This is a genomic window from Candidatus Nealsonbacteria bacterium (assembly GCA_026396195.1).
Taxonomy (GTDB): domain Bacteria; phylum Patescibacteriota; class Minisyncoccia; order Minisyncoccales; family JAGGXC01; genus JAPLXH01.
In genome coordinates, this window is sequence record JAPLXH010000009.1 from 1 (window position 1) to 18,751 (window position 18,751).

Annotated in this window: 24 protein-coding genes and 1 tRNA gene; 24 read left to right on the forward strand and 1 reads right to left on the reverse strand. The window is 34.8% G+C overall.

Annotated features, from left to right (window positions below):
- From NTU58_03355 to NTU58_03445, 19 genes are all read left to right on the forward strand, one after another.
- Positions 1-1,056 (forward strand): alkaline phosphatase family protein (locus tag NTU58_03355; protein MCX6764705.1); only part of this gene is annotated, 1,056 nt, incomplete at its 5' end.
- Positions 1,057-1,112: 56 nt separating this feature from the next.
- Positions 1,113-1,183: transfer RNA gene (locus tag NTU58_03360), tRNA-Gln, on the forward strand.
- A gap of 90 nt (positions 1,184-1,273) precedes the next feature.
- Positions 1,274-1,864 (forward strand): DUF4145 domain-containing protein, encoded by a 591-nt coding sequence (locus tag NTU58_03365; protein MCX6764706.1) that lies wholly within the window; start codon positions 1,274-1,276, stop codon positions 1,862-1,864.
- A gap of 375 nt (positions 1,865-2,239) precedes the next feature.
- The gene (locus NTU58_03370) at positions 2,240-2,788 is read left to right on the forward strand and encodes a DUF4430 domain-containing protein (protein MCX6764707.1); all 549 of its coding nucleotides are present in this window, start codon (positions 2,240-2,242) and stop codon (positions 2,786-2,788) included.
- A complete protein-coding gene (locus NTU58_03375; GenBank protein ID MCX6764708.1) occupies positions 2,769-5,387 on the forward strand; it encodes a terpene cyclase/mutase family protein in 2,619 nt (872 codons plus the stop codon). The genes NTU58_03370 and NTU58_03375 overlap by 20 nt, the downstream gene beginning before the upstream one ends.
- A 440-nt stretch (positions 5,388-5,827) precedes the next feature.
- Positions 5,828-6,067 carry a hypothetical protein gene (locus NTU58_03380; protein ID MCX6764709.1) on the forward strand — a complete coding sequence of 80 codons (240 nt, stop codon included), beginning with the start codon at positions 5,828-5,830 and terminating at the stop codon, positions 6,065-6,067.
- A gap of 103 nt (positions 6,068-6,170) precedes the next feature.
- Entirely contained in the window at positions 6,171-6,866 is a 696-nt protein-coding gene (locus tag NTU58_03385; GenBank protein MCX6764710.1) for a hypothetical protein, read from the forward strand.
- A 198-nt stretch (positions 6,867-7,064) separates the two neighbouring features.
- Complete coding sequence (locus tag NTU58_03390; GenBank protein MCX6764711.1) at positions 7,065-7,271, forward strand: hypothetical protein; 207 nt, start codon at positions 7,065-7,067, stop codon at positions 7,269-7,271.
- Positions 7,272-7,439: 168 nt separating this feature from the next.
- Positions 7,440-9,041 (forward strand): dihydroorotate dehydrogenase, encoded by a 1,602-nt coding sequence (locus tag NTU58_03395; GenBank protein ID MCX6764712.1) that lies wholly within the window; start codon positions 7,440-7,442, stop codon positions 9,039-9,041.
- A 102-nt stretch (positions 9,042-9,143) separates the two neighbouring features.
- Positions 9,144-10,079 (forward strand): M15 family metallopeptidase, encoded by a 936-nt coding sequence (locus NTU58_03400; GenBank protein ID MCX6764713.1) that lies wholly within the window; start codon positions 9,144-9,146, stop codon positions 10,077-10,079.
- Positions 10,080-10,094: 15 nt separating this feature from the next.
- The gene (locus tag NTU58_03405; protein ID MCX6764714.1) at positions 10,095-10,295 is read left to right on the forward strand and encodes a hypothetical protein; all 201 of its coding nucleotides are present in this window, start codon (positions 10,095-10,097) and stop codon (positions 10,293-10,295) included.
- Between the two features lie 48 nt (positions 10,296-10,343).
- Positions 10,344-10,850 (forward strand): GerMN domain-containing protein, encoded by a 507-nt coding sequence (locus tag NTU58_03410; protein MCX6764715.1) that lies wholly within the window; start codon positions 10,344-10,346, stop codon positions 10,848-10,850.
- A gap of 220 nt (positions 10,851-11,070) precedes the next feature.
- Positions 11,071-11,418 carry a hypothetical protein gene (locus NTU58_03415; protein ID MCX6764716.1) on the forward strand — a complete coding sequence of 116 codons (348 nt, stop codon included), beginning with the start codon at positions 11,071-11,073 and terminating at the stop codon, positions 11,416-11,418.
- Positions 11,419-11,519: 101 nt separating this feature from the next.
- Positions 11,520-11,915: a hypothetical protein gene (locus tag NTU58_03420; protein MCX6764717.1), complete on the forward strand. Its 396-nt coding sequence runs from the start codon at positions 11,520-11,522 to the stop codon at positions 11,913-11,915.
- Positions 11,916-12,033: 118 nt separating this feature from the next.
- The gene (locus NTU58_03425; protein ID MCX6764718.1) at positions 12,034-12,537 is read left to right on the forward strand and encodes a flavodoxin family protein; all 504 of its coding nucleotides are present in this window, start codon (positions 12,034-12,036) and stop codon (positions 12,535-12,537) included.
- Between the two features lie 67 nt (positions 12,538-12,604).
- Positions 12,605-13,150, forward strand: a complete 546-nt coding sequence (locus tag NTU58_03430) for a tryptophan-rich sensory protein (protein MCX6764719.1) — start codon at positions 12,605-12,607, stop codon at positions 13,148-13,150.
- Between the two features lie 120 nt (positions 13,151-13,270).
- Positions 13,271-13,609, forward strand: a complete 339-nt coding sequence (locus NTU58_03435) for a transporter (protein ID MCX6764720.1) — start codon at positions 13,271-13,273, stop codon at positions 13,607-13,609.
- A 40-nt stretch (positions 13,610-13,649) separates the two neighbouring features.
- Entirely contained in the window at positions 13,650-14,363 is a 714-nt protein-coding gene (locus NTU58_03440) for a hypothetical protein (protein ID MCX6764721.1), read from the forward strand.
- Positions 14,364-14,375: 12 nt separating this feature from the next.
- Complete coding sequence (locus tag NTU58_03445; GenBank protein MCX6764722.1) at positions 14,376-14,840, forward strand: FKBP-type peptidyl-prolyl cis-trans isomerase; 465 nt, start codon at positions 14,376-14,378, stop codon at positions 14,838-14,840.
- Positions 14,841-14,899: 59 nt separating this feature from the next.
- Here the strand turns inward: NTU58_03445 and NTU58_03450 are convergent, their stop codons facing one another.
- Entirely contained in the window at positions 14,900-15,226 is a 327-nt protein-coding gene (locus NTU58_03450) for an RNA-binding protein (GenBank protein ID MCX6764723.1), read from the reverse strand.
- 314 nt (positions 15,227-15,540) lie between these two features.
- Here NTU58_03450 and ychF point away from each other — a divergent pair, with 314 nt between their 5' ends.
- From ychF to NTU58_03475, 5 genes are all read left to right on the forward strand, one after another.
- Positions 15,541-16,608 carry a redox-regulated ATPase YchF gene (gene ychF, locus NTU58_03455; protein MCX6764724.1) on the forward strand — a complete coding sequence of 356 codons (1,068 nt, stop codon included), beginning with the start codon at positions 15,541-15,543 and terminating at the stop codon, positions 16,606-16,608.
- Between the two features lie 7 nt (positions 16,609-16,615).
- The gene (locus NTU58_03460) at positions 16,616-16,831 is read left to right on the forward strand and encodes a DUF167 domain-containing protein (GenBank protein ID MCX6764725.1); all 216 of its coding nucleotides are present in this window, start codon (positions 16,616-16,618) and stop codon (positions 16,829-16,831) included.
- Between the two features lie 69 nt (positions 16,832-16,900).
- On the forward strand, positions 16,901-17,125 hold the full coding sequence (locus tag NTU58_03465) for a DUF5654 family protein (protein MCX6764726.1): 225 nt from the start codon (positions 16,901-16,903) through the stop codon (positions 17,123-17,125).
- A 62-nt stretch (positions 17,126-17,187) separates the two neighbouring features.
- Positions 17,188-17,976 (forward strand): ATP-binding cassette domain-containing protein, encoded by a 789-nt coding sequence (locus NTU58_03470; GenBank protein MCX6764727.1) that lies wholly within the window; start codon positions 17,188-17,190, stop codon positions 17,974-17,976.
- A gap of 8 nt (positions 17,977-17,984) precedes the next feature.
- A complete protein-coding gene (locus NTU58_03475) occupies positions 17,985-18,731 on the forward strand; it encodes an ABC transporter permease (protein ID MCX6764728.1) in 747 nt (248 codons plus the stop codon).
- Positions 18,732-18,751 lie beyond the last annotated feature (20 nt).

The following is an 18,751-nucleotide window of genomic DNA, read 5'->3' on the forward strand; positions in this document are numbered from 1 at the left end:
ATTTCCGCCGTTTTTGCGATAATAATAGATCTAATTGTCGCCTTATTTACCAAGTTGAAAAAAGGAGCTTTTTTTGAAGGATTTTTTATAGAAAAAATTTTGCATATTTATAGTTCCGAGCTTGCTCAAAGAGCCATTAAGAGAGGAGTTCCTTCTCTATATGTTAATTTTACGGCTTTTGACAGAAGGTCCCACCGTTTGGGTAAAAAAAATATTTTAACCAAACTGGCAATAAAAAACATAGACAGGGAGATTAAAAAAATTTACAATTTGGCGAATAAAAATAATTTGATAAATTACGATTTTTTTATTATTACCGACCACGGCCAAATAGAATCCCTGCCCTTTAAAGATTATTTCAAAAAAACCATTAAAGAAACAATAAAAAGCAATTTAAAAACAGAAGTTATAGACGGTAGCGACGCTGAAAAGGGAATAATTATCCATCAAGTTGAGGATCTTTTAAACGAAATTCGTTGGCTGAAAAGGATAAGCTGGTTTTTAAGATTTGTTGCCAGAAGATATTATCACAGATATTGTCTTTCTTTTTTGCCGGGTCGCATTATTTTGATTTCTCACGGAGACGTAGTTCATCTTTACTTTAATATAAAAAAGAGTAGAATTTTCGGTGAAGAAATAGAGAAAATATATCCCGGGTTTCTGAAATTTCTTTTGGAACACAAGGGGATAGGATTGTTAGTTTTTATTTCCAGAAGAGGAATTAAAATTTTAGGAAAAAGAGGGGAAATTTTAATAAAAGGAAATAAAGAGAAGCTGAGAGGAGAGGATCCCTTGTTCGGAGTTTTTAACCGAAAACTTGTTTTAGAATCAATTAGAGAAGCGGCGGGAATGAAAAACGCAGGAGATTTGATAATTTTCAGCTCAAAAATAGAAAATAATCTTTTGAATTTCGTTCCTTACTTCAGTTGTCATGCTGGGATCGAGAAGGACGAGCAGGAAATTTTTATAATTTCGCCAAATTCATTTAAAATGAGTTCGAAAAACATTGAAAGTCCTAAAAAACTTTATCAGTTTTTCAGAAAATATTCAAAATAAAAAAATGAATCATTGCGGGGTCGCCTGCTCAGTCGCCTTAGAATAAACAATTTCATTGCGGGGTCGTCTAATGGTAGGACAACAGCCTTTGGAGCTGTCTATCTTGGTTCGAGTCCAAGCCCCGCAGCAGTCTAGTGTTCAATATCGAGAGACCGAGACGTCTTGAGGTCGTGAATGCTTGTACCAGAGATAAGTTATAAATTAAAAAGTAAAATGTATGTTATTTTGGCACCAATCTAGTCAATTACCTTCTAAAAGTTTTACATGTGGTCATTGCGGAAATCCACTCGCTTCAAATGTGGGTTATTACAGAGGTCAGTATGAAGATGGTAGCGGGGGCATGATTGAACACATATACATATGTCATCATTGTCATAAACCAACTTATTTTGGGAGTGGAAAACAAATACCAGGGATTCGTCCAGGTTCAGACGTTAATGGCATAGATGATGCGGGAGTAGCTTCATTATATAACGAAGCAAGAGATTGTTTTTCAAAGAATGCCTTTACTGCTACTGTATTAAGTTGCCGTAAATTACTTATGCATATCGCTGTTGCTAAAGGTGACGCCCCTGGTAAAAATTTTATAGACTATGTTGAATATTTATCTTCAAAAGGTTATGTCCCTCCCGATGCGAAAACATGGGTAGATCATATTCGCACTAAAGGCAATGAGGCTAATCATGAAATTGTTATTATGTCAGAAGAAGAAGCAAAAGATCTTATTGCTTTTTGCGAAATGCTTTTAAAGCTTGTCTACGAGTTTCCTTCTGTATCAAAAAAATATATAAAAAGTCCTATTACTTAATCATGCGAGAAGCCTGACTGAGAGGCATCAACGGGGAAGCCCGAAAATCGTTGAAATTCCCTTTAAAACCTTGGTTCTCTCGGCCGTAGCCTACGAGCGAGGCTAGACCGAGGATGCCAGCAGTTGACTTATGGTTTGTTTTTGTAATAAAATTACAATAGATTTAAAAATAAATTATTGCCATCGTCGCTTTTTTAAGCGATCCCTATTTATGGGGCAGAAAGTGGGGTCAGATTCCCCGGCTGTGCCGCAACGGTAATGTCCGCATTTTTGTCGGAATAAGCCCGAATATTGTTTGGCAATAAGCGTCCCGAGCAGGACAAATTGCGGATTTTTATCTGTAATCTTTCCTGTTTCGGGAAAGATTTTTTGTTTATGAATAATTTTATAAGCGAAAATAAGAAATTATTAATTATTTTTTTTATTTTTTTAAATCTTGCAATTGCAAGTTATATTTACATAAATCAAAGTGCAGTAATTAAAAATCCGAATTATTCGCAAAGGCAAATACTAGATGGTCAGAATCAACTAAATATAAGACAGGTTCAACAAGGAAGTGCGGTTTCAGAAGAAAATCTTAAAATATCCAAATCCACATCAACTTCATCCGAAACCGAATTATCAAGCGAGCGACATATCATATATGTCGGTGAAAAAAAATATGAAATTTCAGTTCCGGAAAAAAGCACAGTTTATGAATTGATGGACTTGCTTAAAGCGAGAGGTGATTTTAGTTTTCAAGGGAAAGATTTTTCAGGACTAGGTTTCTTTGTCGAGGAAATTAATGGAATAAAAAACAATCCCAGTGGAAAGACTTACTGGATCTACTACGTAAATGATAAATCGGCTCAGGTCGGAATTTCTAATTATACTTTAAAACCAAACGATGTAATAAATTGGAAATATGAAAAACCTCAATTCTAAAATTTTACTTTTTTTAATTTGTTTTGGTTTGTTCATGTTTGTCTCGCAAACCAAAGCTGAAGGAACAACTACAGTTCAATTAAAAGTTGTCGCCTTTGACCAAGTTTTGTTTAATAACGATTTTATAGTGAATTCTTGTCCTGACCAAGCAAGTAGCACAAATTACTCTTTAAACGCCTGGTGCGCCGTTGAGCAATTAATTTCCAGTCAGGGCTGGACCGCGACTTCAACTTGGTATCCATACGGCGTAATGCTAAACACTATAAATCAATACGAAGGAGGCTACAACAATTACTGGCTTTGGTTTAGCAATTCTGAACCGGGCGAAACCGCGTTAAATCAACACCTACTTTCCGATGGCGAAAAACTACTGCTTTCTTTTGGAACAAGTCCGCTTAAGATAATAGCTTCCGCAACCTCGTCATATATTAATTCTACAACAACCTTAAATGTTTTATATTTTGACACTTCTTTCTGGCGATGGCAGCCGGCAACGGACAGCACTTTTTCAATTAATGGCCAGGAAATTTCCAGCACAAGCGGGGCTTATGAATTATGGACTAATACCACCACGGCTTATGAAATTTTTGCAAAAGAAACAGGGTTTATTGACAGCGAATTAATAACAATTAATCCTCAATTGCCGTCAGCAAATATTAATTTGCGGATTGAAACTGCAAGCTCGACTATATTCAACCAGAATCTTGCCGTTTTAGCTTGTGAAGAAAATGTCGGTAGCGGCACCTATAGTCTGAATGGCAGATGCGCCGTGTTACAATCTGGGCTTGCAAACCAATGGACGAGCTGGGGGAGTGATTTATTTTTAGATTCGATTGCAGATTATATAAATAATCAAAATAATAACGGAATTTATTGGAGCTGGTTTAAAAATCTTGATTACGGCCAAACGGCGCTAAACAAGTATATTTTAAGCGAAAATGAAGATTTGCTTCTTATTTACGGCATAAATCCTTTAAGGATTACAACCTCCACCACAACTCCGCTTTTAAATAGCACAACTACTTTATATTTGGAGCAATTTGGCTATGACTCTGGCTGGAATCCTGTTTGGCAACCGTCCGCCAGTAGTACATTTTTAATCAATGGTCAGGAATTTTATTCTCAAGAGGGTATTGTACAACTACCCATTGCGACAACTAGCCCGTATTTGGTTTTAGGACGCAAGGCTGGATATTTAGACAGCTCGACTTTAACTCTGACTGGAATTTTTCAGAATGAAACCTCGAGCCAGCCGACTACTCCGGACAATCCAGTCGGCGGTTCTGGTAGTCCAAGTTTTAATACGAGCGATGCGCCGACACACCATACCGTAGATATAAATAAAGCTATAAATTTTCTGATTTTAAATCAAAATAACGATGGTTCAATCGGTTCTTCGATTATTTATTCCGATTGGGCTGCAATTGCTCTCTCTGCTTTTGGCAGCGGTGATGCACAAAATAAATTAAAAAATTATTTATCAGGAGCTGGGTATAATACCAATGGGAGTGTTACAGACCTCGAAAGAAGGGCGATGGCTCTGATGGCGCTTTCGGTTGATCCATACAGTGAAACCGCGACCGATTATATTTCAAAAATTGTTTTGGCTTTTGACGGAACACAAATTGGCGATTCCAGTCTTTTCAATGATGATATCTTTGCGTTATTTCCCTTATTAAAAGCCGGATATTCTGGTTCAGATCCGATTATTAGCGCAACCGTAAGATTTATCATTTCAAAACAAAGCGTAAACGGTTCGTGGGGCAATATTGATTTGATGGCAGCCGCCATACAAGCGCTTTCTCTTGCAAAAAAGACCGGAAATTTAGATACAGATATTGTAAATTCAATTAACCAATCCCTGCAGTCTGCGAAGAATTTCTTAAAAAATTTTCAAGGGGCAAATGGTGGTTTTAACAACGATACAATATCAACCTCATGGGCAGTTCAGGCGATCTTAGCTTTAGGCGAACAGGTTTTGGATTGGGAAAACAATGGAAACAACCCTTTTGATTTTTTAACTTCTCGCCAAAATGGCGATGGTGGGTTTGAAGATACATCTGTTGCCGTAGATACCAGGATTTGGACTACTGCTTATGTTATTCCGGCCGCGCTGGGTAAAACCTGGGATGAAATAATGGGAAGTTTTCAAAAAAAAGTTCAAAATTCTCAAAGTCAAGATGACGATGTAAACAATTTATCTATCAGCACCAGTTCTGTTTCTGATTTATCCGCCTCCACCAGCTTAACTTTTGCTAATACCTCAATAAATGAAAATATATTGACAATTAAAAATGCGACCTCAGCGGAGTTAATTCTTGGAACATCAACGGCTCCCAATAAAATCCTACCGCAAATTACTGCTGAGCAAAATTTATCAGTCGGAGAATCAGTAAATTCTATACAACAAAATGAGCCGAATAAAGAGAATGATTTAAAAAATCTTACTGCCCAAATAAGCAACAGTATTAACATTGACTATTCCTTAAGCGAAAAAACGATAAAAATAATATTTTATTTCTCGGCTGGCGCCTCTTTCTTATTAGGGTTATATTTGACTATAAAATTTATAATGTCTCGTTTTATGTTAAAATCGTAATATAGGCCTAGACCGAGAGGCGTCAGTGGGGAAGTCCGAAAATCACTGAAATTCCCTTTAAAATCTCGGTACTAGACCGAGAATTCCAGCACGAACAAAGTGAGTGATGCGGGTATGCGCCCGTCCGAAGCCCAAGGGGCGTAGGAGGGCCCCGCAGCTTTTTTCGCTCGTTTGTAAAATATATAAAAAAGAAAAAAGTACTGAGGAGCGAAGCGACGAATGTACCGCATTTTGCCCCGAGCGAGGCGTAGGCCGACGAGAGGCCATACTCGCGAGGAGGTACTGAGCGCAGCAGCGCGAACGTGCACTTCGACTCGTAGTATCTAAAAATAAAAAATCGCCAATCAGACCTCGCCCTTAAGCGGGCTATGGCCGAGGGCGATTTTTTGATAGAATAAAGAAGGTCAAAAATATATATATAAAAAATTTAAATCTTAATTATGAATCAACTTGATATTTTTAATGTTCTAAATGCATTAATAAGTATGCCTATGCGCGCTTTAAGAGGTGATCCTCTTGGCATTTTATTTGTCTTTTTTGCATGTTTATTAATATTTCTTATTTTTCGCGCTTTTTTACTTTGGTATTGGAAAATCAGTAGAATCGAAAAATTATTAGAAGAAATAGCAGCTAATACAAAAAAAGAATCAAAATCGAAAGAAGAATTTCCTGGATTATAAAATAATTTATGTTAGATTTTAATTAAATAGGTTATAACTTCATCCAAGCCTCGCAGTAAAAAATGAAATTTATATTATGAAAAAATATTCGTCTGGCGGTGTTTTGCCCATATTAAAAACAGAGGACAATAAACAATATATTGTTTTGGTAAAGAGATCAGATGACGCCAAAACTAATCCAGGATCTCATTCCGGATTTTTTGGATGGGCCGATAGCGATGAAGAAAGTTTAGATCCTGAAGTGATCGCACATAGAGAACTTCTTGAAGAACTTTTTATTATTTCAAAAGATGGCAACAAGGCTTTCAATCTTATTTTCAAAAAAAACACAGACTCGAAATATAAAATTAAAAAACCTAAAAACTATACGCAAAATTTAATAAAGGCATGGAGAAAAGAAAAAGGAATAGAAATAAAAGATGAAATAAAGATTCAATCAGTTATAAGAGAAGAAGACTTTAAGTCATTTGATTTTATAGATCTTAATGGCAAAACTAAAGTATACATTTTAAAATTTAATTTACCATTAGATACCAATGATATATGTATATTCGACGGAGAAGCAAAAAAAGAGTTTACAGAGCCACCAGAAGATCTTTTAGATCGTGAAATCGACGTTTTTAATTTAGATGAATTTAAAAATTGGTGGTGCGAAAATAGTAAAGGGTCTTTAAATGCTGAAATTTCTTTTAAGACAGGCAAACAAAAAATAATAAAAGGATTTATTGATAGAAAAAACAAAAACAAAATATCTCCAACTTTATTAATAATTCTTAATAAATGGTTAGGAGGTTGTTAGATTTTTAGTAAAAATATATTCGTTTGAATTTCCAAATAGGTTTTAATGTCGTCTAAGCCCAGCAGCAAAAATAAATCGCCAATCAGGCAGTTTTTTTGTTTGACAAATTAGGATTTAGTATGACATAATATAAAAAAAGAAATAAGGAATTATTTTTTATAGTTTAGCAAATTAAAAAATTAAATATGGAGGTAAAAAATGGTAGTAGTAGTTAGAGCTGATAAGGTTATGAACACGGTAGAAGCCATAAAAAATGATTTTAATGCAGAAGAAATATCGGAAATAATCAACGCCTTAATTCTAGATAAAAAAGTTCAAGAAGATATACATCAGGATTTTATAGGAAAGGTCAGGTTGGTTGGGCTTTATAACTGGGTTAAAAATACAAAGATTAAATATTTTTAAAGAGGGAAAAAATAAAAACGAGGTTAATTGACCTCTTTTTTGTTTAATTCTTCATTGAATAGGTTCTAATAAAGCTCGGCAAGAGACCACTATAAAATCGCCAATCAGACCTCGCCCTTAAGCGGGCTATGGCCGAGGGCGATTTTTTGATAGAATTTATTAAAATCAATGAAATATAAATTTTTTCACAAAGAGATTAGCGGAATTTTTACAATACCCTCTGGTATTATTTCTGTAGAAGTACCAGTAATTGAGAAAATTGCCAAAGAAATTCCTGAAATCGGCATACTTACTACAAAAAGCATTGGATTGGAACCGAAAGAAGGAAACAAGGAACCAATTATAGCTGAATATGCCCCTTTTTCTTTTATCAACGCTGTTGGGCTTTCTAATCCGGGAGTAAAAGAATTTGTAAATAAGTTATCAAAAATAAAAATTCCCGATGACAAGTTTTTATTAATTTCAATTTTCGGAGATAGTGTTAATGAATTCAGAAAAATCGCAGAAGAATTATATAATTGGGCAGATGGTTTTGAACTAAACATTTCCTGCCCTCACTCTGAAAAATACGGTCAAGTTATAGGTCAGGATAAAAAATTAATGGGGGAGATAATAAAAAACGTTGTTTTTCTTGGAAAGCCGGTATTTGTAAAAATTTCACCAAACTTGAATATTAAAGAGACCATAGAGTGCATTGTAAAAAATGGTGCTTCAGGGATAACAGCGATAAACACTAAGGGTCCGGAATTATTTTTGCACAATAATTTTCCGGTTCTTTCCAATAGAGTAGGCGGAATTTCTGGAAAAGCAATTTTAGAGCTTGGTTTAAAAAGCGTAAAAGAGATAAGGGACATTACAGACTTGCCCGTGATAGCCTGTGGTGGCATTTCAACGGCTGAAGAGGTGAGAAGCTACAAACAAGTTGGAGCAGATTTTTTTGGAGTAGGTTCTGCATTAGCAGGGATGAGCACAGAGGAGATAAAACAATATTTTCATAAATTAGCTTTGGATTTAAAAGAAGGGACGAATAATGCAGCCACTCTTTTAAAAGATGAGCTAAGAATGGAATATAAAGAATATAAAGTGATAGAGAATAAACGAATAGCTGAAGACTTATTTCTTTTGAAATTAGACAGAGGAATAAAAACGGAAACAGGGCAATTCATTTTTACTTGTTTACCAGGGATAGGAGAAAAACCATTCTCTGTTTTAGATGATGACCCCCTAACCTTACTTGTTCAAAAAAGGGGCTGTTTTACAAATGAATTGTCAAAATTAATTAGTGGAGATAATTTATTTATAAGAGGACCATACGGGGATACTCCGGCCGTAAAAGGTAGAGTTTTATTGGTGGGAGGAGGAACTGGCGTAGCAGCGCTTTATTTATTTGCTAAAAGAAATAAAAATGTAGTTGCGGTGTTGGGGGCGAAAGATAAAAATCACTTGTCTTATCTTGAAAAGTTTAAATTAACATGTAAAGAATTATTTTTAACCACGGAAAATGGCGAAATAGGTTATAAGGGTTTGGTGACAGATATGTTGGAAGAGATTATAGAAAAAACACAACCTGAATATTGCATTAATTGCGGTCCAGAACCCATGGTAAAAGAAGTCATAAAAAAGGAAATTAAACATATAAATCCAGAAAAAATTTATTCTTCAATGGATTTTTTAACGAAATGCGGAATTGGTTTATGTGGAAGCTGTGCCAGCTCTAAAGGATATAGAAGTTGTGTTGACGGGAATTTTTTAAAAAGTGAACAAATTTAAAGATAATTTTTATTAAACAGATTTTGCATCATCGCCTATTAGGAGCTCGTAAAAAATCGCCAAGAAGACGATTTTTTGTTATAATATTTTTATTAATAAAAAATGTGGTATAGTTATTTAATGAAGAAAAATGATAATAAATTAAATTTATTTTTGTTTGCGTTAGTGATAATAAACCTTGGGATAATAGGATATCTTGGATATCAGAATTATCAATTGAAAAAAGATAAATTAACTCTTGAGAGTGAAATTTCGCAAACCAAAGAGAATTTTTTTTCAACAACAAAAAGTTTCCAAGAAGTCATTGATTCAGTTGAGTGGGAGCTTGCCAAAACAGAAACCGAAAGAGATGATTTTGAATTGCAATATACCATGGAAAAAAATAGAATGGATTTTCTTGCTTCGCAAATAAGCGGTATTCAGGGCACGGTGGGGACTTTGGAAAAATTAAGCAAGACTGACCCCGAATTACTTAAGAAATATTCCAAAGTTTACTTTCTAAGCGAAAATTATATTCCCGAGACATTTATTAAAATAGAGACCGGATATACTTACGATTCTCAGGAGGATTATTTGATTTATGCGAAAATTTGGCAGTTTTTACAAGACCTATTGGTAACCGCAAAGAACGGCAACATTGACATTAAAGTTATTTCAGCTTATCGGTCGTTTGATGCGCAAAGTGATTTAAAATCATCATATAAAATAATTTACGGCTCGGGCGCCAATAAATTTAGCGCAGACCAGGGATACTCGGAGCATCAATTAGGCACAACCATTGATTTTACAACATCGGAAATAGGAGCTAGCTATTCGGATTTTGAGAAAACGTCGACTTACCAATGGCTTTTAGAAAATGCTTATAAATACGGTTTTGTTCTTTCGTATCCTGAAAATAATAAATATTATCAGTTTGAGCCTTGGCATTGGAGATTTGTAGGCAGGGCTTTGGCTGAAAAATTACATCAAGACGGAAAAAATTTTTACGACCTCGACCAGCGCGAAATTGACCAATATTTAATATCATTTTTCGACTAGAAGTTCATAAAAAACATGGAAGATAAAATTTTAAAAAAAATAGAAGCGCAGGACAGAAAACTTGAAGAGATTTACTCTTCTGTTGAAAAAATAAGAAAATATTTTCTCTGGGCGCTTATTATAACGGTAGTTGCCATTGTTTTGCCGCTTATCGGGCTGATGTTTATCATCCCTCAATTTTTAAAAACTTTAAGCGGCAGCTATTTAGGTTTATAAGGTTTTTATTAAAGAGCTCAAAGTTACAGCGAAAATCAGATTTAAAATATGAAGAAAATAATATTCTTTGTAATTATTGTTTTTATCATTGTTGTTAATTTTTATATTTTCTTTTTGCAAAAAGAAAAAAAAGAAGAAGAAAATATTATTCCTGTCGAAAAAAGTATTTTACTTTATTATTACAATGCCAGCCTAGACAAGGACGAATCGGGAAACGTTCTTTGCAGTCGAGCGGGTCTCGTTCAAGTAGAACGTAAAATTCCGATTACCCAAACCCCAATCCAAGATACCATTCGTCTTTTATTGAAAGGAGAGCTTACCGATAAAGAGCGGAATCAGGGAATTTTCACCGAATATCCCTTGGAAGGTTTTTCTTTAAAGGGAGCTTCTTTAAAAGATGGAATTTTAACTCTGGAATTTGAAGACCTGAATAACAAAACCGTTGGCGGTTCCTGTCGGGTGGGGATATTATGGTTTCATATTGAATCCACTGCCAGGCAGTTTCCGGAAATCAGGGAAGTGCGATTTTTACCGGAAGAACTTTTCCAGCCTTGATTTTTACATTAAAAAAAGAATATAAAAAATCAATCAGCGGTCTTGATTTCAAGGCTGCTTTTTTCTTGACAAAATATAAATTATCGTGGTATAATATAAAATAGTTCTTTTTATAGAAGAAGGAAAATTCACTTTTGCAGAGAGGAATTAATAATAATTTTTGTCTGCAGAGGTGAATTATATGGGTTATATAGCAAAACATACTCGGTCGAGGAAAATTTTGTTAGAAAATCACGCAAGAAAACAATTAAAATTAAGTGGAGAAAAAAAACTCATAAACGCTGAAAATTTGAAAAATCCGCATCCTGATCTCTATGGAGACGCAAAATTTGCGCATGGTGAAGCTTCTAATATTTGGGGCGATATCACTGGCATCGAAGGAGATGTTTCGAAGCTTCAAGAGTGTGTTTCCGGTGTTTATGGATTTGTTTCGGATAATTCTGGTATAGTTTCTCATTTAAGAGGTAATTTGACTAGAATTTCCGGGCCATTAGAGGGTCTTTTTGGGGACGTAGAAGATATCATAGAGATATTGGAAAAACATTGCCGTACAAAAAATAAAAAATAAAACCTTCTTCTTTCTTTTTTTGAAACCGCAAGTTAATTGTGGATTCAGAAAAGGAAAATAGTTCCTTTAAAAAAATATAGACAGAAATGGAGGTATATGAAATGCCAATTGTGAAAGTTTATGGATTAGTCAATGAAATGACCGAAGAAATGTTGGTAGAATTGTATGATACAATTCTAAAGGCTGTTGTAGCAGTAAAGGAGCTTAAATTGGAAGAAAAGGATGTAACTGTTTTTTTCCCAAAAGATTTAATGCAAAAAGGACTGGGCGACGAAGTGATTATTTTTGTCGATGGTCTTTTTGAAAGACCAGAAAGAACAAAAGAAGTCAAAAAACTTCTTGCAGATATTTTAGTAATGTCAACGGCAATTTTTTTCAGCAAGATTGCAGAAAAAAACGTAATTATAAAAAAACCAAAACTGATAGAGTGTTTTGTGAGAAGCTTTGATCCTGAAAGTCCAAATTGTGCCTTCTTCTCATTTAAAGACAATGCATGATCTTTCAAAACAGCGCCAACAGTAATTAAGGGAGCGAGAAATTATAATAAATATTTCTTTCTCCCGATTTTTTATTTTTGCTGGAAAATTAGGGAGAAGGGGAGTAAAATAAAGAAACATGAAAACTCTGATAATTTATAATTCTTATCATCATCAAAATACCAAAAAAGTAGCTGAAAGGATGGCATTAATTCTTGAGGCGAACTTGACCGGACCTGAAATAATTAATCCCGATGACGTAGGGGCGATAAACGAGCTCAATATTTATGATTTAATTGGTTTTGGCTCGGGTATCTATCTTGGAAAACATCATAAAAACTTAATTAGTCTGGTTGAAAAACTTCCCCAATTTATTGGCAAAAAAGCGTTTATTTTTTCTACCTGCGGCGGAGATGAAAAAGAAATTGAAACCAATCACGATAGATTGAGGAAAAAATTACAAGAGAAAGAATTTGATATAATGGGAGAATTCAGCTGTAAGGGCTGGGATAGTTTCGGCCCTTTGAAGCTGATGGGCGGGATAAACAAAGACCGGCCAAATGAAGAGGATTTGAAAAACGCGGAAAATTTCGCCAAGGAAATAAGAGAAAAGCATCCTGAGTTTATCAATGGACACATATAAATTGTAAATTGCAAATGGTAAATGGTAAATTGGTTTGGCAAATTGTAAATTGAAGATAAAAAAACACATGAATAGTAAAAAAATTTTTAAATTTATAGTCAGTATAATAATTTGTCAAATGGCGGGTTTCGTGGGGGCCATTTTTACAATGCCGCAAATTGAAGGGTGGTATAAATATTTAAACAAGCCTTCATTCACTCCGCCTGGTTATTTTATTGGGTTGGTTTGGACGATTTTGTTTTTTTTAATGGGAATTTCTTTGTATTTAGTTTGGTCAAAGAATTTTAAATGTCAGATTTCTGATAAGGATAAAAAAATTAAAGCCTGGAATCGTTTTTCTGAAAAATTATGGATAGGCGCTTGGCGTGAGGAAAACGCGGTTTTGATTTTTATTTTCCAGTTGATTTTAAATATTTTGTGGTCAATATTGTTTTTCGGCCTGCAGTCACCCGGTTTAGCTTTTATTGAATTATTAATGCTTTGGTGGGCGATTTTATACACTATCGCTAATTTTTACCGAATTTCAAAACCTGCTGCTTACTTATTAATTCCTTATATTGCTTGGGTTTCTTTTGCCGGTGTTCTGAATTTCATCCTCTGGAGGATGAATTGAAGTCCTGAGTGCCCCGAAGGACTAAATTTTATTTTATGGAGAATGAATTAGAGAAATTGCAAATTGTAAATTGCAAAATGTAGATTAAAAGAAAGGAAAAAAGTTTATAATAAATAAAACATGAATTTAAAATTAATTTCATTGATATTTGTTGCGGTTTTAAGCTTAGTCGGCGTTATCGGTGATTTTTTTATCAATCTTGCCGGCGAAGGGAAAAAATTCATTGAACTTAAGTGGTTTGTAATCGGTTTTATAATTTACGCTTCAACGGCTTTCGGTTGGTTTTTTTTAATGAAAAACATCAAACTTTCAACACTCGGCGTGTTTTATGCAGTTTCAACAATGATTTTTTTGACAATAATAAGCGTTTTTTATTTTAAAGAACCCATTAACAATTATGAAATTTTAGGCATTGTAACGGCTGTAATTGCGCTAGTTTTAATGGGGAAATTCACTTAAACTTAAAGTTTTATTAAAAAATAAATCGTATAAATATAATATGTTTAAAACCACAATACCGGCGCCATTGGCTTTTATTATTATTATTATTTTGGTTTTCGCGGTTACGGGGGCAATTTATTGGCAGTATTCTCAATTTTCAAAAGAAATAGAGACAAATAATTATTCAACGGATAGTTATTTGAAAGAGCAAAAAGAGACGGAAGAAATTGTAATTCAAGAGGAAGAAAGGAAAGCAGAGACAAGCACTATGGAAAATGGAGGCGAAACGGAAGAAAAATTAATCCATAAAGAATTTTCTTATCCTTATCCTCTTGCTTGGACGTGGAGAGAAGAGATTAGAAAAGCCGACTTTTCTCTTACCGGAGCATATTTTGGCGAAAGAGCAGTTCCTTCGTGGATATCAAAATGGAATCTCGATGCCTCGGGCTATAAAGCCGGAGAAAGGATTGATACCTTGACCCTTTATTTTAAAATTAAAACAAACTGGGAAGATGTCGGAGTGTGTCTCGCAACCGAATTAAGATTATTGCTTAGTGAGGAAGGGGATTTGGCTCCGCCAATTAATCCGAGGTTTAATACAGAATGTCTTTACGGAAACAGAACTTATTTTAACCAAGAAATTATTTTTGCTGTTCCTGAAAATAAAAAAGAGTTTACAATTACGACCGGCGGGAAAACTAAAATTTTCTTTACAGTTAAAATTTTGGACAACGGAGATATTACAATAGACAAACAAATTAATAAAGGATAATATATTTTTAACATGAAAAAGATATTTTTAATTATTATTTTAATAATCATAGGTTTAGGAATTTATTTTGTCTTTCGGAATCCAAAAACCAGTGAAGAACCGGGTTCTAATTCCAACGAAGAGCCAGAATCAAATTCTCAAAACCATGAAATTCAAGGCATGAAAGTAGAAATTTTAAAAAAGGGGACAGGCGAGGTTTCCAAAAATAGCGACAAGGTCACCGTTCATTATGTGGGAACTTTTGAAAACGGCGAAAAGTTTGATTCGAGCGTTGACAGGGGAACTCCTTTTTCTTTTACTTTAGGGGCCGGGCAGGTGATTGAGGGCTGGGATTTGGGAGTTTTAGGAATGAAGGTAGGGGAGAAAAGAAAACTAACAATTCCTTATGATTTGGCTTACGGAGAATCAGGCTACGGTCCTATTCCCGCCAAAGCCACGCTTATCTTTGAAGTTGAGCTTTTGGGGATTAATCAATAATTTTATTTTAATCAAACTAAAAACAGGGCATAAGCCCTGTTTTTTGATTACAATTGTTTTTACCAACTGTTTCTTCGTTGCCCGCCGAAACCTCCTCTTCCGCCTCCTCCGCGGTTGAAGTCTCTTTTCGGGCGATCTTCCATTGGTCGGGCCTCAGCTACAGTCAAAGTTCGTCCTTCTACTTCTTTGCCATTCCATAACTCGATGCCTTTCTGGGCTTCTTCGTCTGTGGACATTTCCACAAACCCAAACCCTTTTGAACGGCCGGACATTTTGTCCATAATGATTACTGCAGATTCAACTTTTCCAGCCTGAATAAACATTTCTTTCAAAGAATCTTCAGTTGTGCTGTAAGGTAAACCGCCAACGTATAATTTTTTTGCCATGTTGATTTATTTTAATTAATTGTAAGTCGACTGACACTTTTCATCTAATAATTTTCCAAGACCTTAAAGATCTTTTGATACTTCGGCTAAAAGCCTCAGTATCAACCCTGAGATAGTAAACCTCGATGTTTATCATCGGAGCTACCGAAGGGTTGACTTACACTTTTAAAAAAAGTAAAGCGAAAATTTATTGAGAAAACTTACAAAATAAATTATAGCTTAAATCCAATAATAAAGTCAATGGGATAAATTGGAAGTTGTAATTTATTTTTTATAGTATATATAATATATGAAATATAATATATAAATAAAAAATGCCTCTTTCAATCGGAATTGTCGGCTTGCCCAACGTGGGCAAATCAACGCTTTTCCAGACAATAACTAAAAAACAGGTCAACATAGCTAATTATCCTTTTTGCACCATTGACCCGAATGTGGGTGTAGTTGCGGTTCCTGACGAAAGAGTTGATAAGCTGGCCGAGCTCACAAAATCGGAAAAAAAAATCAATACAACTATTGAATTTTTTGATATTGCGGGGTTGGTCAAAGGAGCCAACAAGGGAGAGGGGCTGGGAAACAAGTTTTTGGCCAATATCAGGGAAACAGATGCCACGGTTTACGTTTTAAGGGCTTTCTTAAAAAAAGATATTATTAATACGCAATCCGACATAGATGTTTTAAAAGAAAAAGAAATCTTAGACACGGAGTTAATCTTAAAAGATTTGGAAACTGTGGACAAAAGAATTGATAGCCTTGAAGGGGAAGTAAGGGCCGGGAAAAAAGAATCTTTGAAAGAATTTAATGCTTTAAAAAAAATCAAAGAATTTTTAGAAAAAGGAAAAATTCTAAGCGAAGAGATTTTCAGTGAAGAAGAGTCAAAGATAATTAATCATTATCAGTTGTTGACCATGAAGCCGAGATTGTATTTGCTCAACGGCAAAGACGAAGAAGTGCCGAAAGATATTATAGAAAAATTTAAGCAAAATAATTGGCCATTTTTGATAATTGACGTTTTAACGGAATTTGAAGCTGAAGGTTTAAACAAAGAAGAAAGAGTTTCTTTGGGATTGCCCTTGGAAGGGGAGCTGGATTTGTTAATTAAGAAAGCCTATGAGATATTGGGGCTTTTAACTTTTTTTACAACCGGTCCCGATGAAACTCGCGCCTGGACAATTAAAAAGGGCCAAAAAGCGCCCCAAGCCGGAGGTGAAATCCACAGCGATTTTGAAACTCATTTCATAAAAGCCGAAGTTATAAACTGGCAGGATTTGTTAGACGCCGGCGGATTTGCCAGAGCCAGAGAAAAAGGTTTAATCAGAACCGAAGGCAAAGAATATGTCGTTCAAGACGGAGATGTTATTGAGATTAAGCATAACGCCTAGTTTTTTTATGAAAATTTTTGTCAGGACTAAACCTAAATCCAAAAAAGAATATATTAAAAAAATTGACGAAAATCATTTTGTGGTTGCGGTTAAGGCAATTCCGGAAAAAGGAAAAGCCAACGAGGCGATGATAAAAGCTATTTCCCTTTATTTCAAAAAAAACTGTTCAAGCGTTAAAATTATTTCCGGCCAAAAATCGAAGTTAAAAATAGTTGAATTTTAAAATAAAAAAGGACGATTTGATTCGCTCCTTTATTTTATTGAAATAAAAATTGTACTATAATTTATTAATATGAAAAAAGAAATAATAGAAAAAATTTCCACTTTGGTTACTACGGCCTTCGGCTTGGTGGCGGCCTTGGCCTGGAACAGTGCCATTCAGGCTATTTTCCAGCAAGTTTTCGGCGACGCCAAGGGAATTTTGCCGATGTTGATTTATGCGGGAGTGGTAACGGTGATTGCGGTGGTAGCGACAATTTGGATAGGCAGGTTGGCTGAAAAAGCAAAGAATCTATAATTATAATAAAATAGACACATACGTTCTGTTGGTCTTTTTTCATTTGTGATAAAATTTCATTTATGAATACAATTGAAGTTAAAAATCTAACAAAAAAATTCGGTGATTTTATTGCAGTTGATAATATCTCTTTTTCTGTTGATAAGGGAGAGATTTTTGCATTTTTAGGACCTAATGGCGCTGGAAAATCTACAACGATAAAAATGCTTACCACGCTTTTACGTCCGACCAGCGGAGAAATCAAGCTGAACGGATATAATCCGATTGAGGATCCGAACGCGGTTCGTTGTTCGTTCGGCATTGTATTTCAAGATCCAAGTTTAGATGAAGAACTTACGGCCTATGAAAACATGGAATTTCATGGTGTGCTTTATGGGGTTCCAAAAAAGGTGCGCAAAGAAAGAATTGAACAACTACTCAAGTTCGTTGAACTTTGGGACAGAAAGGACGAGCTGGTAAAAAAATTTTCTGGCGGGATGAAACGCAGGTTAGAGGCCGCAAGAGGTTTAATTCACCATCCTAAAATTCTTTTTCTGGATGAACCAACCTTAGGTTTAGATCCTCAAACAAGAACTCATATTTGGAACTATATTAAGATCCTAAATAAAGAAGAGCAAATGACAGTTTTCTTCACCACTCATTATATGGAAGAAGCGGAAAAAATTGCTCAAAAAATTGCTATTATTGACCACGGAAAAATTGTTGCTCAAGGAACTATTCCAAAACTAAAAGAACAAACAAAAACTAATTCTTTAGAAGAAGTATTTTTATTATTAACGGGAAATACAATTCGCGAAGAAGAAGCCGGCAGTATTGATAGAATGAGAACAATTATGAAGATGCATAGATAAAAAAATTTATGAATGTAATTTATATTCTTTGGTTAAGACAATTGAAAAGATATTTTCGTTCCAAATCCAGAATGATAGGCTCTCTTGGCCAGCCACTGCTTCTTTTACTTGCCTTTGGTTTTGGTTTTGGACCAATATTTCAAAAAGCAGGAGGAGGAAATTATATACAATTTTTAGTTCCGGGCATAATTTCAATGGGGATTCTTTTTACAGCAGTATTCTCGGGCATTGAAATTATTTGGGATAGGCAGTTTGGTTTTCTGAAAGAAACTTTAGTGGCGCCGGTTTCTCGTCTTAAAATTATGATAGGAAGAACTTTAGGCGGAGGAACAGTAGCTATAATCCAAGGATTTATTGTTCTTGCCATCTCTTTTCTTATAGGGTTTAGGCCGACAGATTTGCATCTTTTATTGCTTTCTTTTGTTTTCATGGTCCTTATTGCTTTATTTTTTACTGCCTTAGGAACAGCCATTGCTTCGGTTTTACAAGACATGCAAGGATTTCAATTGATTATGAATTTTTTATTAATGCCCTTATTTTTTCTTTCAGGCGCTTTGTTTCCACTTCAAGGACTGCCGAGGGCTTTTGTTATTATTGCGAGCATGAATCCTCTTTCGTACGGCGTAGATGGCTTAAGGGGTACACTCGTAAACGGTTCTAATTTTGGACTAGTAAATGATTTATTTGTTTTGGGATTTATAACCTTTATAGTGTTAGCCATCGGAAGCTATCTTTTTTCTAAAATGCAGGCTTAATAATTTTAAAAAATAATTAT